Annotated in this window: 17 protein-coding genes; 8 read left to right on the forward strand and 9 right to left on the reverse strand. The window is 64.7% G+C overall.

Annotated features, from left to right (window positions below):
• Positions 1-6 precede the first annotated feature (6 nt).
• The 6 genes from G7076_RS09260 to G7076_RS09285 form a co-directional block, all read right to left on the reverse strand.
• A complete protein-coding gene (locus tag G7076_RS09260) occupies positions 7-1,710 on the reverse strand; it encodes a penicillin-binding protein 2 (protein WP_166202241.1) in 1,704 nt (567 codons plus the stop codon).
• Positions 1,707-2,387, reverse strand: coding sequence for a hypothetical protein (locus G7076_RS09265; RefSeq protein ID WP_166202243.1), 681 nt, complete (start codon positions 2,385-2,387; stop codon positions 1,707-1,709). Before G7076_RS09265 ends, G7076_RS09260 begins: the two co-directional genes overlap by 4 nt.
• A complete protein-coding gene (rsmH, locus tag G7076_RS09270; protein WP_166202245.1) occupies positions 2,384-3,355 on the reverse strand; it encodes a 16S rRNA (cytosine(1402)-N(4))-methyltransferase RsmH in 972 nt (323 codons plus the stop codon). The genes G7076_RS09265 and rsmH overlap by 4 nt, the downstream gene beginning before the upstream one ends.
• Positions 3,352-3,810, reverse strand: a complete 459-nt coding sequence (locus G7076_RS09275; protein WP_166202247.1) for a division/cell wall cluster transcriptional repressor MraZ — start codon at positions 3,808-3,810, stop codon at positions 3,352-3,354. Before G7076_RS09275 ends, rsmH begins: the two co-directional genes overlap by 4 nt.
• Before the next feature lie 335 nt (positions 3,811-4,145).
• A complete protein-coding gene (locus G7076_RS09280) occupies positions 4,146-4,820 on the reverse strand; it encodes a DUF4350 domain-containing protein (RefSeq protein ID WP_166202249.1) in 675 nt (224 codons plus the stop codon).
• Complete coding sequence (locus tag G7076_RS09285; RefSeq protein WP_166202251.1) at positions 4,817-5,068, reverse strand: hypothetical protein; 252 nt, start codon at positions 5,066-5,068, stop codon at positions 4,817-4,819. Before G7076_RS09285 ends, G7076_RS09280 begins: the two co-directional genes overlap by 4 nt.
• Positions 5,069-5,169: 101 nt before the next feature.
• On the opposite strand from G7076_RS09285, the gene G7076_RS09290 reads away from it, so the two are divergent.
• From G7076_RS09290 to G7076_RS09320, 7 genes are all read left to right on the forward strand, one after another.
• The gene (locus tag G7076_RS09290; RefSeq protein ID WP_166202253.1) at positions 5,170-5,541 is read left to right on the forward strand and encodes a hypothetical protein; all 372 of its coding nucleotides are present in this window, start codon (positions 5,170-5,172) and stop codon (positions 5,539-5,541) included.
• Between the two features lie 105 nt (positions 5,542-5,646).
• The gene (gene purL, locus G7076_RS09295; protein ID WP_166202255.1) at positions 5,647-7,878 is read left to right on the forward strand and encodes a phosphoribosylformylglycinamidine synthase subunit PurL; all 2,232 of its coding nucleotides are present in this window, start codon (positions 5,647-5,649) and stop codon (positions 7,876-7,878) included.
• 55 nt (positions 7,879-7,933) lie between these two features.
• A complete protein-coding gene (locus G7076_RS09300) occupies positions 7,934-8,389 on the forward strand; it encodes a hypothetical protein (protein WP_166202257.1) in 456 nt (151 codons plus the stop codon).
• A gap of 39 nt (positions 8,390-8,428) precedes the next feature.
• Entirely contained in the window at positions 8,429-8,623 is a 195-nt protein-coding gene (locus tag G7076_RS09305) for a (2Fe-2S)-binding protein (protein WP_166202259.1), read from the forward strand.
• A gap of 115 nt (positions 8,624-8,738) precedes the next feature.
• Positions 8,739-9,218 (forward strand): bacterioferritin, encoded by a 480-nt coding sequence (gene bfr / locus G7076_RS09310; protein WP_166202261.1) that lies wholly within the window; start codon positions 8,739-8,741, stop codon positions 9,216-9,218.
• A 77-nt stretch (positions 9,219-9,295) separates the two neighbouring features.
• The gene (locus G7076_RS09315) at positions 9,296-10,150 is read left to right on the forward strand and encodes a hypothetical protein (RefSeq protein WP_166202263.1); all 855 of its coding nucleotides are present in this window, start codon (positions 9,296-9,298) and stop codon (positions 10,148-10,150) included.
• Complete coding sequence (locus G7076_RS09320; protein ID WP_166202265.1) at positions 10,096-10,539, forward strand: DUF418 domain-containing protein; 444 nt, start codon at positions 10,096-10,098, stop codon at positions 10,537-10,539. The genes G7076_RS09315 and G7076_RS09320 overlap by 55 nt, the downstream gene beginning before the upstream one ends.
• On the opposite strand, the gene G7076_RS09325 is transcribed toward G7076_RS09320, so the two are convergent.
• On the reverse strand, positions 10,536-10,964 hold the full coding sequence (locus G7076_RS09325) for an Hpt domain-containing protein (RefSeq protein WP_166202267.1): 429 nt from the start codon (positions 10,962-10,964) through the stop codon (positions 10,536-10,538). The two genes, G7076_RS09320 and G7076_RS09325, sit on opposite strands and share 4 nt — an antisense overlap.
• Positions 10,965-11,039: 75 nt before the next feature.
• The gene (der, locus tag G7076_RS09330; RefSeq protein ID WP_166203551.1) at positions 11,040-12,401 is read right to left on the reverse strand and encodes a ribosome biogenesis GTPase Der; all 1,362 of its coding nucleotides are present in this window, start codon (positions 12,399-12,401) and stop codon (positions 11,040-11,042) included.
• Between the two features lie 104 nt (positions 12,402-12,505).
• On the opposite strand from der, the gene G7076_RS09335 reads away from it, so the two are divergent.
• Positions 12,506-12,934, forward strand: coding sequence for a hypothetical protein (locus tag G7076_RS09335; RefSeq protein ID WP_166202269.1), 429 nt, complete (start codon positions 12,506-12,508; stop codon positions 12,932-12,934).
• Positions 12,935-12,994: 60 nt separating this feature from the next.
• On the opposite strand, the gene G7076_RS09340 is transcribed toward G7076_RS09335, so the two are convergent.
• The gene (locus G7076_RS09340) at positions 12,995-13,318 is read right to left on the reverse strand and encodes a hypothetical protein (RefSeq protein WP_166202271.1); all 324 of its coding nucleotides are present in this window, start codon (positions 13,316-13,318) and stop codon (positions 12,995-12,997) included.
• Positions 13,319-13,328 lie beyond the last annotated feature (10 nt).

A 13,328-nucleotide genomic window follows, 5' to 3' on the forward strand; every position in this document is an offset into this window, starting at 1 on the left:
TACGGTTTATTCTTTCTCGCGAATGTAAGGCAGGACCTCGGCCATGTTCGCATCGCGTTTCTTGTCCGGACGAACGCCGAGCATCGGCGCGATTCGGCTGATGGTCTTAGACACCACCGGCGCGACGTTCCAGCCTGCATAGCGGAAGCCCATGCTCTCCGCGGTGGCCTGCGGCTCATCGAGCATGACGACCATGACATAGCGCGGCTCGTCGACCGGGAAAACGCCAGCGAAGTTGGTTACGACCCGTGAATGCGAATAGCCGCCGCCGGTCGCCTTGTCGGCCGTCCCGGTCTTGCCGCCTACCCGATAGCCGGGCGCGTCTGCCTTGGAACCGGTGCCCTTCGTTACGACGAGGCGGAGGAGCGAGCGCATCTTGTAGCTGGTCTGCTCGGAGAAGACGCGGCGGGCCTTCCCCGGAGGGTGATTGCGGTCGACCTTGAGCAACGTCGCAGGGCGGTAAAGCCCGCCGTTCATCAGTGCAGCATAGCCTGTGGCGAGATGCAGCGGGGTGACGGCGATGGAGTGACCGAAGCCGACGGTCATCACGTCCGTTCGGCTCCAGTCGCGCGGGCTCAGAGTCCGGCCGCGCTCGGGCAATTCGATTTCAAGCCGATCGAGGAATCCGAGCTTCTTGAGGAAGGCTTTCTGGCGCGCGGCCCCGAGCTGGTCGGCGATTTGCGCGGTGCCGACGTTCGAGCTTTCCTGCATGATCTCCGCGACCGAGCAGGGCCGGTTGAACGGGTGCGTGTCGCCGATCGATCTGCCGGAAACGTGCAGTTCGCCGGGGCAGGGATACATCTGGCCAACCGATTTGATGACCCCGGAATCGAGACCCATCGCCACGGTGAACGCCTTGAACGTCGATCCGAGCTCGTAAACGCCAAGCGTGGCGCGGTTGAAGCGCGCTTCGGGTGAGCCCTGCCCGGCGATGTTCGGGTTAAGCTGTGGCAGGCTGGTCATCGCCAGAACCTCGCCAGAGTGAATGTCCATGATGACGCCGGCTGCGCCGATGGCATGGAAGCGGTTCATCGCATCGAGCAGTTCATGCTCCAGCGCCTGCTGGACCCGGCTGGAGATCGAAAGGGTTACGGGCTCGTGGCGGCGGCCCAGGTCGGACAATTGCGCGTCGAACGACTTCTCGATGCCCGCTACGCCATGACCGTCGACATCGGTATAGCCGAGCACGTGGGCGGCAAGGCTGGTCTGCGGGTAGAGCCGGTCGGGCTCGCGATCGAGGCCGATTCCCGGCTCGCCAAGCGCGTTGATCGCCTCGACGACATCCGGTGCGGCGCGGCGGCGGAGATAGAAGAAGGTCTTGTTCGACCGAAGCATCGCATAATAGGTCGCCTCGTCGCGTTCCGGCATGATCCGGGCGAGCGCTCGGGCAAGGTCGAGCTTGTTGCCGATGACCTTGCCGGGATGAAGCGCGATGCTCCAGGCGTCGATCGAACGCGCCAGCGCCTGCCCTTCGCGATCGACGATATCGCCGCGCGCGGGGATCAGCTGGGTGACCGACTGCTGCCGCCCGGCATGGTCGCCGAAGGCCGCAAGCCACAGGATCCGGACAACGACGAGGCCGATGATGCCGGCATAGACCAGCATGCCGATCATTAGCCGTTGGTGCATTACCGCAAGGACCTGCCGTCGCTGTCCGACCAGCCGTAGGCGATCCGGGCGTGCGACGAGGGCAGGCGATGGTGCGTTCATTGCGCCGAGCCGTTATCCTTGATGGTGGACGTCGCCGGCTTTTCGGTCGAACCGCCGGCGGACCGTCCCTTGGCGGTGGGCTTCGAAGTGGGCAAGGGCGCGAGCGGGTCTGCCGCCGCATGTTTCGTTCCATTCGCCGCAGCGGGCTTCTTCGGCGGCTTCGCAGCAGCGGCCTTGGATCTGGCGGGAGGAACCGCGGCAGCCTGCTGGCGAACCGGAACTTCGTAGCTCGCGACATGGAGCAAATCTTCCGGCCGGACGCCGCGCGGCTTTACGGTTACAGCCGGTACGGCATCTTGCGAATCATCGACGATGCGCGGCGCCTTGTCCGTTTCCGCCGGAGCGGAAGCGAGGACGACCGGGGCGTCGATGGAATGTTTGGCGGGCGGCCGGACCATCGTCGCAAGCTGGAAGCCGCCTTCCAGGATCTGATCGGCGCTTGGCGCGGAGAGGCGAATGAAGTTGGCGTTCCACCGCTCGAGCTGTGCGAGCCGGCCGCGCGTTCCGATCTCCGTCTGCAGCGTGCGGATTTGGCGCTGCGTCATCGCAATGCGCGATTCCACGGCCTCGAGCTCGGCGCGCTCGGACGCGACGTTGAGCGACACGAGGTAACAGCCAAGCGCCGCCCCGGCGACGCTGGTCGCCATGACCAGGGAGCCGAATCCACGAACGCTCATCGTCCTGCTCCTTTCACCTGGTCCCACGCGGGCGCATCGGTACGCACGGCTGTGCGCAGGCGCGCCGAGCGCGCGCGCGGGTTCCGTTGAAGCTCGGCCTCGCTCGGCGAGACGGGCTTCGCGACTTTCTCGAAGCTCGGCTTCGGGCCTTGCTTCACTTCCGGAAGGTGGCGCGATCCGCCGGGGTTCGCGCCGCTGCGGGACTTGAGAAACTGCTTGACGATCCGGTCCTCGAGCGAATGGAAGGTCACCACCGCCAGGCGGCCGCCCGGACGAAGCACGCGCTCCGCGGCCCGAAGCCCCGCTTCCAACTCATCGAGCTCGGCGTTGAGATGGATCCGGATCGCCTGAAAGGTGCGTGTCGCGGGATCGCTCTTCATGCCCTTGTGATGGCCGAGCGCCTTGCGGACCACGGCCGCAAGCTCTGACGTGCGGGTCAGCGGCCGGGCGGCGACGATCGCGCGGGCGACGGCGCGAGCGCGCGGCTCCTCGCCATAATCCTTGATAACCCGCGCAATCTCCGCCTCGTCGGCATTATTGAGGAATTCGGCGGCGCTCATTCCCGCCTGGCTCATCCGCATGTCGAGCGGGCCGTCGCTCATGAAGGAGAAGCCGCGCTCGGCGCGGTCGAGCTGCATCGACGACACACCGATATCCAGCGCGACTCCGTCGACCGGCGCGAGCCCGCGCTCTTCCAGCACCTGGTCCATCCGGGAGAAGCGGTCGTGAATCAGGATCAGGCGGGGGTCAGGGACGAGTGACCGTCCTTCTTCGATCGCTTGCGGGTCACGATCGAAGGCGATCACTCGTCCCGCCCCCTCCCCGAGCAGGGCGCGCGTATAGCCGCCTGCTCCAAATGTGCCGTCGACATGGGTCTCGCCGGATTGGATGGAGAGACTGGCGATGACCTGGTCGACCAGCACGGGGACATGAGGTGCCTGGCTTTCGCGGGGTTCGGCGCCGGTCATAGCGACAGGCCCCTTTCCTCAAGCCGGAAGCGGGCGATGTCCTTCATGTCCTCGGGAACGTTCTCGTCCTCGAGGAACAGCCGCGGGTTCCACAGCTGGAAGGTTTCGCCGGCACCGATGAAGAGGGCCAGATCCTCGATGGCGCCCTTGCGGCGCATCATCGGGGGAAGCAGGATCCGGCCCGAACTGTCATAGGGAACTTCCTCGGTCGCGCCGAAGGCCATCAGCGTGCGGCGCGCATATTCGAGGTCGCTTCCGCCGGAGGTCTCTTCCTTCTCGGCGAGGCGTTCGATCTTGGCATATTTGAGGGCTGCGTAAGCGGGGTCGTAGGCGCTGAGGCAGGGGAAGACCTCGTGCTTGGCGAGAACGATCGTGCGGGCGTCGCCGCGGCGTTCGATGACGGAGCGAAGGAATGCGGGAACGGAGACGCGGCCCTTGGCGTCAACCGCGTTCAACGCGCTTCCTTGAAAGAGATGCTCCAGTGCCACCCTGTTTACTCCCCGGGGACGCACAGCTTTCCCGTTCGCAGGGTGAACGGCATCGCCGTCCGCCCCGCGTCCTTCCGTCAAAGGTGAGGATCGCCCCGCGCCAGTGATGTTGGTAACTCAAGCGACCCAGGGACACAATGGATTTTGATGCCATTTCATGGGATTTCATGCCCAAACGGCGCTTTTCCTTGGGAAATTGCGGCAATAACGCAACAATCACGGCCCGCTGTTCACGGACTGTTCTTGAGCGCGAACCTGTGGATAAGTTTGTGGGGTTCTCGAATCGCGTCGACTCGGGAAATTCAGTCGCGAAGCAGCGCCTCGAGCGCTCGTTCCTGAGAATCGAACGTGGCGCCGGCCTGCTCGACCAGCGCGTCATTGAGCCAGTCGGCATCGGCGACGATGATCGCGCGGCCCGTTTCGAGCTTGCAGCGCGCGACGTGGCCAGCGGCTTCCACGGCGCACGGCCCGCGACCCACCAGCTTGCCCGGCGACACATAAGTCACCCCGGCGACGGTGACTGGCCCCGCCTTGTCCGGGGCGTCGAGCCTTAACTGCCAATGCTCAAGCAAGCCGGTATCTGCGAACATCGGCGGAGGCCGGAGCGGATCGCCCGGCGGCCGCTCGCTCGGCCATTCGAGCCGCGGGTCGGCAAGCAGGACCAGCCGTCCCCCGGCCCTCACCCAATTGTCCAGGGCAACCAATTCCTCGGCCGGAAGCGCGCGCGGCTGGATCATCAACAAGGTGGCACCGGCCGGAACCTGACTCGGCAAATCCACGCCGACCAAACGGTAGCGTTCCTGAAGACTGGTTGCGATCGGCAGCGCCTTGGAGTCGAGCCCGAAGGTTTCACCGAACAGAAAGGGCAGCGGGGTGATCAGGTAAAGATCGGGCTTGGAATCAGATCGGGCCGTCTTGCCATCGCCACAGGCGCCCGCTGTCAGCACCAGCGCGAGGGCGGCAAGGATCCGCCTCACCGTGCGCCGGACTGCTGGTTCTCGCTCGATGCCGCATTGGCCGCGGACGATTCGCCCGGCGCAGCGCCAATCTCCGCCAGCGGATCGTTGGGCTGGACGATGGCGTTGCCAGCGCCGGCATTCGTCAGGTCCGGCTCGGTGCTCCAACGCGTGATTGCCGCGCCGATGATCACCAACAGGAACACGAACGCCAGGCCGGTCAGCCCGATCCTGATGCGTTGCCGATGAGACGGCTCCTCCCCACTCATGGAGCACAGCCTATGCATCGCCACGTCGCATTGCAAATCTTGATGGCGCCCGGAACCGAAAGCTTGACGCACCGCAAAAACCGCCCGAGATGGGTATCCGTATGAAAAAGCAACTGAATCTACTCGTGCTCGCCGCCGCGCTCGCCGGTTGCGACACCTCGCCCGAAGTCATCACCGGCGGTCCTGCCGATCCGCGCGGCGGAGCCGAGCTCGCCAATGCGGTCGCCAACGTCCAGCTTCCCCCTTCGATCGTCGCCAGCCACAAATATCGCTGCGGCGACAACAGCGTCCTGTCGGTGGACTGGCTATCCGACGGCAAGGTCAGCAGCGCGCGCGTGACGCCGGAAGGCGGCAGCGGCGTGAACGTGGCGCAAGCCGAGGCCGGCGGCGATTACACCGCCGAAGGGACGACCCTGAAGGGCGACCCGAAGGCTTCGGAAATCACCTTCAACGGCAAGAGCTGCAAGAAGTAAGGGGCCTTCCTTCGAGGCAGGCGGGCACCACGCCCGATGAATCAACCGACCCCCGGCCCGGCGCCGGGGGTTTTTCTTTGGGCGCTGCGGGGCTACGGGGCCGCCATGACCGTCGCCGAAGCCACCGCCCCCGTCATCACCCCGCAAATCGTCGCCGAGCACGGCCTGAGCACCGAGGAGTATGACCGTATACTTGCCGCGCTTGGGCGCGAGCCGAACCTGGTCGAGCTTGGGATCTTCTCGGTCATGTGGTCCGAGCATTGCAGCTACAAGAGCTCGCGCCTGCACCTGAAGAAGCTGCCGACCGAGGCGCCGTGGGTGATCTGCGGCCCGGGCGAAAACGCAGGCGTGATCGACATCGGCGACGGCGATGCGGCGATCTTCAAGATGGAGAGCCACAACCACCCGTCCTACATCGAGCCTTATCAGGGCGCCGCGACCGGCGTCGGCGGTATTTTGCGCGACGTCTTCACCATGGGCGCACGGCCGATCGCCAATATGAACGCGCTGCGCTTCGGCCGGCCGGACCATCCGAAGATGCGTCACCTGATCAGCGGCGTCGTCAGCGGGATCGGCGGTTACGGCAATTGCGTCGGCGTTCCGACCGTCGGCGGCGAGGTCAATTTCGATACGGCCTATGACGGCAACATCCTGGTCAACGCCATGACCGTCGGCGTCGCCAAGACGGACAAGATTTTTTATTCGGCGGCGACCGGCATCGGCAATCCGATCGTCTATGTCGGCTCCAAGACCGGCCGCGACGGAATCCACGGCGCGACCATGGCGTCGGCGGACTTCGACGAGAATAGCGACGAGAAGCGCCCGACGGTCCAGGTCGGCGACCCGTTCACCGAGAAACTGCTGATCGAGGCCTGCCTCGAACTGATGGCGACCGACGCGATCGTCGCCATCCAAGACATGGGCGCGGCCGGCCTCACCAGTTCGAGCGTCGAGATGGCGTCTAAGGGCGGGGCCGGAATCCGCCTCGACATGGACAAGGTGCCGCAGCGCGAGGAGGGCATGACGCCCTATGAGATGATGTTGTCGGAGTCCCAGGAGCGGATGCTGATGGTCCTGAAGCCCGGTCGCGAGGCCGAGGCCGAAGCCATCTTCAGAAAGTGGGAATTGGACTTCGCGGTGATCGGCGAAGTCACCGATACCGGCCACATGGTGCTGGAGTGGCAAGGCGATGTCGTGTGCGACATCCCGCTCGGCCCGCTAGCCGACGCCGCGCCGGAATATGACCGGCCGCACCTGAGCCTCGACGAATATAAGGCGTGGGCGAAGGTTAAGCCGCTCGGCGATGTGCCCAAAAGCGCGAACATCGCCGCCGACTTGCTCAAGCTGATGGGTTCGCCGAACCTCGCCTCGCGGCGCTGGATCTGGGAGCAGTACGACAGCCAAGTCGGCGCCGACACCGTCCAGAAACCGGGCGGTGATGCGGCGGTCGTCCGTGTCCACGGCTCGAGGAAGGCGCTGGCGATCACCACCGACTGCACGCCGCGCTACGTCTATGCCGACCCCTATGAGGGCGGGAAGCAGGCGATTGCCGAAGCCTATCGCAACCTCTGCGCGGTCGGTGCGCGTCCGCTCGCGGTGACGAACTGCCTTAACTTCGGCAATCCGCAGCGGCCGGAGATCATGGCCCAGTTCGTCGAGGCGCTTCGCGGCATGGGCGTTGCCTGTCGCGCGCTCGACTTCCCGATCGTCAGTGGAAACGTCAGCCTCTACAACGAGAGCAAGGCGACCGGCGGCGGAAGCGCCATCCTCCCCACCCCGGCGATCGGCGGCGTCGGCCTGCTCGACGATTGGTCGAAGTCGGCGACAATCGCGTTCAAGGCGGAGGGTGAAACTCTTGTGCTAATTGGTCATTCGACCGGCCATGTCGGGCAATCGCTCTGGCTAGACGTCTGCCACGGCCGGAAGGACGGCGCTGCGCCAACCGTCGATCTCGACGTTGAAAAGCGGCTTGGCCGCCTTGCCTGTGACTTGATCCGGGACGGACGTGTAAGCGGCGTTCACGACATCAGCGACGGTGGCGCGCTCGTCGCGATTGCCGAAATGGCCCTGGCCGGAATGATCGGCGTTGAGCTCACGCTTCCCAATGTCCCCAACCCGGTTGCGATCATGTTCGGCGAGGATCAGGGAAGGATGCTGGTTACGACGCGCGATGCGAATGGCGTCATCGCCGCGGCATCGGCCGCCAACCTTTTCGCAGCGCCGATCGGCACGACTGGAGGCGACGGCGTTCGCGGACCGGGCTTCGCGGCGTCCCTCGCCGACCTGCGCGCCGCGCACGAGGGGTTCTTCCCCACGCTGATGTCGAACGAGCTCTAGGGCTGTTGCCTTTCTTCGCCTGAGCAGCAAGTCTCCCGCAACAAGGGGGACTGTCATGCTTCGACCGATCGCGATTGCCACGCTTGTCGCGGGCACGCTCGACATCCTGTTCGCGATGATCCTGACCTCGGCTTATGGCCGCGAGATACCGGACATGCTCCGCTACGTCGCCTCTGGGCCATTCCCCGGCGCGACCGATATGGGAACCGCCGGAGCGGCGCTCGGCCTCGTCGTTCACTTCATCCTGATGGCCATCATGGCGGCGGCCTATTTCTGGTTCGCGAATTGCGAACGAAGCGCGCACCTTGTCGACATGCCGGTCCGCGGCGGCATTGCCTACGGCGTTCTAACCTACGCGATCATGAACTGGGTCGTCGTTCCACTGCGCTTCGACACCCCTCTTCCCCCAAAGCCGCTGTCCATCGCGACGCAATTGTTCGCGCACATCGTACTGGTCGGAATTCCGATCGCGATCATCGCAGCACGTCACCTAAAGGAACGCTTGCGATAATACTTGCGAATGGTTCGCATTATCGCATATACGACTCCTATGATCATCTGCTCGTGCAATGTGATTCGGGATTGCGACATCCGCGCGGCCGCTGCTCGTGGCTGCACCGACGCCCGATCGGCTTACGCCTCGATGGGTTGCGAATTCGAATGCGGCGGCTGCCAGGAACTCGCCGACGATATCGTCGAGCAGGTGCTCAGCAACCCGCCCGAGATCGACCAGCGCGCAGCCTAAAGGTACGCGACTGCGAGTGACTCGCATTCGCATATTTTTCTGGCTTTTCCGCCATTTTTGCCCTTCCCTTGGTTGGCCCGGAGGCCTAGGGCCTTAGCTCCGCGAGGAGAGAACCATGAAGGGCGACCCAAAGGTCATCGAGCTACTGAACGAGGCGCTCAAGGCCGAGCTGACCGCGATCAACCAGTACTGGCTGCACTATCGCCTGCTCGAAAACTGGGGCGTCAAGAAGCTGGCGGAATATGAACGCCACGAATCGATCGACGAGATGAAGCATGCGGACAAATTCTCCGACCGCATCCTGTTCCTCGACGGCTTCCCCAACTTCCAGTCGCTGGGCAGCCTGCGCATCGGCGAGACGGTCGAGGAAATCCTGAAGGCCGACCTTGAGGCTGAGCTGGAGGCGGTCGCAATGTACCGCGAGGGCGTCGCTTATTGCGAGAGCGTGAAAGACTTTACCAGCCGCGACCTATTCGCCGAGGTTCTCGCGGCCGAGGAGGGCCATGTCGATTTTATCGAAACACAGTTCGAGTTGATCCGGCAAATGGGCATCCACAATTATATCCAGCTGCAATCGGAAGCTGCCGAGGAGTAACGCGCACAAAGGGCGCTTGCCTTGCTGTCTTATGTAGCTAAAACACCAGGCCTCACGCTGGAGTGCCGGCCGCGCCAATGTCCACCGTCCCGACTGAAGCTTCCGGCACGCGCTACCTGACTCTCGACCTCATTCGCGGGATCGCCGTGATGGGCATATTGAGCGTCAATATCGTCGATTTCTCGATGGTCCGCGCGGCCTACCTCAACCCGCAGGCCTATCGCGACGCCAGCGTCGGCGACCTGGCGCTGTGGGCCGTCAATATGCTGCTGGTCGACGGCAAATTCCGTTCGCTGTTCTCGATGCTGTTCGGGGCGTCGATGCTGCTGGTCATCGACAAGGCCGAAGCGGCCGGGGAATGGGGCGCGTGGCTGCATGTCCGCAGGATGACGGTGCTGCTGGCCCTCGGCCTCGCCCACGCCGTGCTCATCTGGCACGGAGATATCCTTACCCTTTACGCCCTGACGGGGTTTGTCGCCCTACTCTGGGCACGGTCCAGCGCGACGCGAATGATCCTTGCCGCGGGGATCTTCGCCATCATCCACACTGTCCTGTTCGCGGCGATCGCCGCGACCCTGGTCCACCAGGACCTTGCCGCCCACGCGCCCAATGCCGCGCCGGAAATGATCCGCAACTGGAACGCCAACGCCAGCTCGGTCTTCGCAATTCCCTCCGACATCGCCCGCGAGCAGGCCATCTACGGCGGCAGCTGGAGCGGTATCGTCGCCTACGAATGGTCGAAGCTGTGGGCGATCTTCTCAAACAGTCTCGCCCTTCTGCCCGACACCTTGTCGCTCATGCTGGTCGGGATGGCGGGCTATCGCTCCGGCTTCTTCACCGGGGCATGGGACGACGCCACCTACCGTCGGATCGCAGCTTGGGGATTGGGATCGGCCTGGCCGGACATGCCGCACTGGTGGTCGCCGACCTGATGACCGGCTTCTACGTTCCGCTTGTGCTCGGCGGCTTCCTGGCGGCGATGGTGCCGTTCCGATTTGCGCAGGCGCTGGGCTACGCGGCCCTGCTGGTGCTGTGGTCGCGCCGAAACAGCCGGGCGGTGAATAGGGTCGCGGCCGTCGGGCGGACAGCCTTCACCAATTATATCGGCACGTCGCTGGTCTGCACGGCTATCTTCTACGGCTGGGGCTTGGGCCTCTACGGCAAGGTGACGCGTGTCGAGGCTTGGCTCGCCGTTCCCATGGTGTGGGCGCTGGTGCTGCTGTGGTCGAAGCCGTGGCTCGCGCGGTTCAACTATGGCCCGCTCGAATGGCTGTGGCGGAGCCTCGCACGCGGCCGGCCGCAGGCGATGCGCAAAGTCTAGATTCGGCCGAAATCCTGGTTCGCGACCTTGCGACCGAAACCGCCCGGCGCCGCGCGGGTCAGCAGCGGGTTGGTGGCCTGGTCGAACAGCTCCAGCGTGCGCTGGAACATTTTGCGGAGCGCGACGACGTCCGGGATCAGCTCATCCGGGAAGCGATGAGTCTCGATGCAGGATCGGGCGACATTCTCGATCTTCTCGGCGATCTCCGCCAGCGGCTCGGCGCCGAACTGCCGCGACTCGCCCTTCAGCGTATGTGCGGGGATGACCAGCGCGATCGTATTGTGCTCGCGCATCGCCTGCTCGATCTGGGCGACGCTTTTTTCCCCGTCTTCGCGGTAATAGCCCAAAATCCGTATGAATCCGGGACCAAGCTCCGCGCGCGAGCGCTCGAAATGCGTCCAATCGACGAGGCTGACGTCGTCCACTTTGTCACTCCCTCGCGCCGCCAATCGGCGCAGTCCCACCAGCGCCTTGTGCACCCGAAAGGGTAAAGCTTCTCTTTATTGCGCCTTCGATCCGAACGGATTTTTCGAAGCCCGCAGATTGAGGCGGAGCGGGACGGGACCGATCTTGAGGTCGCGGCGCATCGAATTGAGCAGATAGCGTTCGTAGCTTCCGGGAAGCTCGTCGACCCGGTTGCCGAAGATGACGAACGTCGGCGGGCGCGACTTCACCTGGGTGATGTAGCGAAGCTTGATTCGCTTGCCGCCGGGTGCGGGTGGCGGATTGGCCTCGATCGCGCGCGCGAACCAGCGATTGAGCTCACCAGTGCCGACCCGCATGCTCCATGCGTCGCGAAGCTCGAAGGCGGCGTTGATCAGCTGGTCGATGCCCTTGCCGGTCTTGCCGCTGACGGTGAGGACATAGACCCCTTTCAGTTGGCTCAGGCCCTCTTCGAGCGCGGCCTTGACCCCGTTGAACAGGCTGGATGCATGTTCGGCGACATCCCACTTGTTGAGCGCGATAATGAGCGCCCGTCCTTCCTCGATCACTTGGTCGGCGATCTTGAGGTCCTGCGCTTCGAGTCCGCGCGTGGCGTCGAGCAGCAGGACAACGACTTCCGCCATGTCGATCGCGCGGCGCGTGTCGGCGGCACTCAGTTTTTCCAGCTTGTCGTCGATCTTGGCGCGTTTCCTGAGGCCCGCCGTATCGACCAGCGTCACGTCCCGGCCCTGCCATTGCCAATCGATCGAGATGCTGTCGCGGGTAATGCCGGCTTCCGGCCCAGTGATCATCCGGTCCTCGCCGAGCATCTTGTTGACGAGCGTCGACTTGCCGGCGTTTGGGCGGCCGACGATCGCCAGCTTCAAGGGTCCGAGGGGCCTTTCCTCGCCATCGTCCGGCTCTGCGGCTTCGTCCTCTTCACGCTCGACGAAGGGTCGAATGGCTTCGAACAGGTCGACGAGGCCCTCGCCATGCTCGGCGGACAAGGCGAACGGCTCGCCCATGCCAAGCGCATAGGCTTCCATCCGCCCGGCCTCCCCCGCCCGACCTTCGGCCTTGTTGGCGGCGAGGATGACCGGAGTCTTGCTGCCGCGAAGCCAGCGGGCGATTTCCTCATCGAGCGGGGTCAGCCCTTCGCGAGCGTCGATCACGAAAAGCGCGACATCGGCGGCTTCGACTGCCGCCTCGGTCTGCACCCGCATCCGGCCGGGAAGCGACTGGGCGTCCTCGTCCTCGAAGCCGGCAGTATCCATCACCCGGAACTTGAGGCCGAGAAGCTCGGCATCGCCCTCGCGCCGGTCGCGGGTCACGCCCGGGCGGTCGTCGACCAGCGCAACGCGCTTGCCGACCAGCCTGTTGAATAGGGTCGATTTGCCGACATTGGGACGGCCGACGATGGCGACGACTGGGAGGGGCATATGTGCGAAGCGCACTGCCCGCCCCCGCTCCCGGGGTCAACCGACGCTTGCACCGAAGGTGGAACGCCGTCACCTTCGCGCCTGTCAAAACGAGGGGGCAGACGATGGACGAAGACAATCGAGCAGGCGCGCCGCGCTGGTTTACCTTGGCGGCGCTGGGCGCTCTGGCCTGGGAGCTTATCGGCTGCGCGATGTACCTCATGCAGGTCAGCGTCGACCCGGCGGCCCTGCCGGCCGACCAGCGGCAGATGTGGGACGCGACCCCCGTTTGGATGACCGGGGCCTACGCCCTCGCCGTCTGGATCGGGCTGGTTGCCGCCATCCTCTTGCTGATGCGCCGCAAGCTGGCCGAGCCGCTGCTGCTCGTTTCGCTAATTGCTGTCGTCGTGCAATTTTCCGGCCTGTTGACCGTACCCGCGCTTCGCAACCTGGTCGGTTCGGACATGCTGTTCCTGCCCTTCCTGATCGTCGTGGTCTGCGGCGTGATCTGGCACTTCGCCCGCCGCGCTCGCCGCTCGGGCTGGCTGCACTAAACGGAAAGCGCGCCCGCGCCAGGGGAAGACGCGGGCGCACCGAGGAAGATCGTTTCGCTCTTACCAGCCCTTCATGCCGGTCATTTTCGACTGGCGTGTCCGTTGCTTTTTCTTGGCCTTCTTCACCTCGCCCGGCGGGGTGGCTTCGGCAGCAGCCGCGGCATCAGCCGTTTGAGTCGCTTCGGCGGCTGGCGTGGCGGGTTCTGCTGGCGTGGCCGGTTCTGCTGGCGTGGCCGGTTCTGCTGGCGTGGCCGGTTCTGCCGGGGTGGCCGAATCGGCGGGCGTCGCAGCCTGAGGGTCGGCGGCGGACGCCCCCTGTTGAGCGAAGACGGCACCAGCGCTGCTCAGCGCAGCGACCGCGAGCACAATACGAATTAGGGCCATGCGAAACCTT

Origin of the sequence: Sphingomonas sp. HDW15A, from assembly GCF_011301715.1 — a bacterium.
Lineage (GTDB): Bacteria > Pseudomonadota > Alphaproteobacteria > Sphingomonadales > Sphingomonadaceae > Sphingomicrobium.

Excerpts from the sequence above, each read along its gene's own strand:
- G7076_RS09260 (WP_166202241.1), bottom strand. The coding sequence starts at position 1,710 with ATGAACGCACCATCGCCTGCCCTCGTCGCACGCCCGGATCGCCTACGG.
- G7076_RS09265 (WP_166202243.1), bottom strand. The coding sequence starts at position 2,387 with ATGAGCGTTCGTGGATTCGGCTCCCTGGTCATGGCGACCAGCGTCGCC.
- rsmH (WP_166202245.1), bottom strand. The coding sequence starts at position 3,355 with ATGACCGGCGCCGAACCCCGCGAAAGCCAGGCACCTCATGTCCCCGTG.
- G7076_RS09285 (WP_166202251.1), bottom strand. The coding sequence starts at position 5,068 with ATGAGTGGGGAGGAGCCGTCTCATCGGCAACGCATCAGGATCGGGCTG.
- G7076_RS09290 (WP_166202253.1), top strand. The coding sequence starts at position 5,170 with ATGAAAAAGCAACTGAATCTACTCGTGCTCGCCGCCGCGCTCGCCGGT.
- purL (WP_166202255.1), top strand. The coding sequence starts at position 5,647 with ATGACCGTCGCCGAAGCCACCGCCCCCGTCATCACCCCGCAAATCGTC.
- G7076_RS09300 (WP_166202257.1), top strand. The coding sequence starts at position 7,934 with ATGCTTCGACCGATCGCGATTGCCACGCTTGTCGCGGGCACGCTCGAC.
- G7076_RS09305 (WP_166202259.1), top strand. The coding sequence starts at position 8,429 with ATGATCATCTGCTCGTGCAATGTGATTCGGGATTGCGACATCCGCGCG.
- bfr (WP_166202261.1), top strand. The coding sequence starts at position 8,739 with ATGAAGGGCGACCCAAAGGTCATCGAGCTACTGAACGAGGCGCTCAAG.
- G7076_RS09315 (WP_166202263.1), top strand. The coding sequence starts at position 9,296 with ATGTCCACCGTCCCGACTGAAGCTTCCGGCACGCGCTACCTGACTCTC.
- der (WP_166203551.1), bottom strand. The coding sequence starts at position 12,401 with ATGCCCCTCCCAGTCGTCGCCATCGTCGGCCGTCCCAATGTCGGCAAA.
- G7076_RS09335 (WP_166202269.1), top strand. The coding sequence starts at position 12,506 with ATGGACGAAGACAATCGAGCAGGCGCGCCGCGCTGGTTTACCTTGGCG.
- G7076_RS09340 (WP_166202271.1), bottom strand. The coding sequence starts at position 13,318 with ATGGCCCTAATTCGTATTGTGCTCGCGGTCGCTGCGCTGAGCAGCGCT.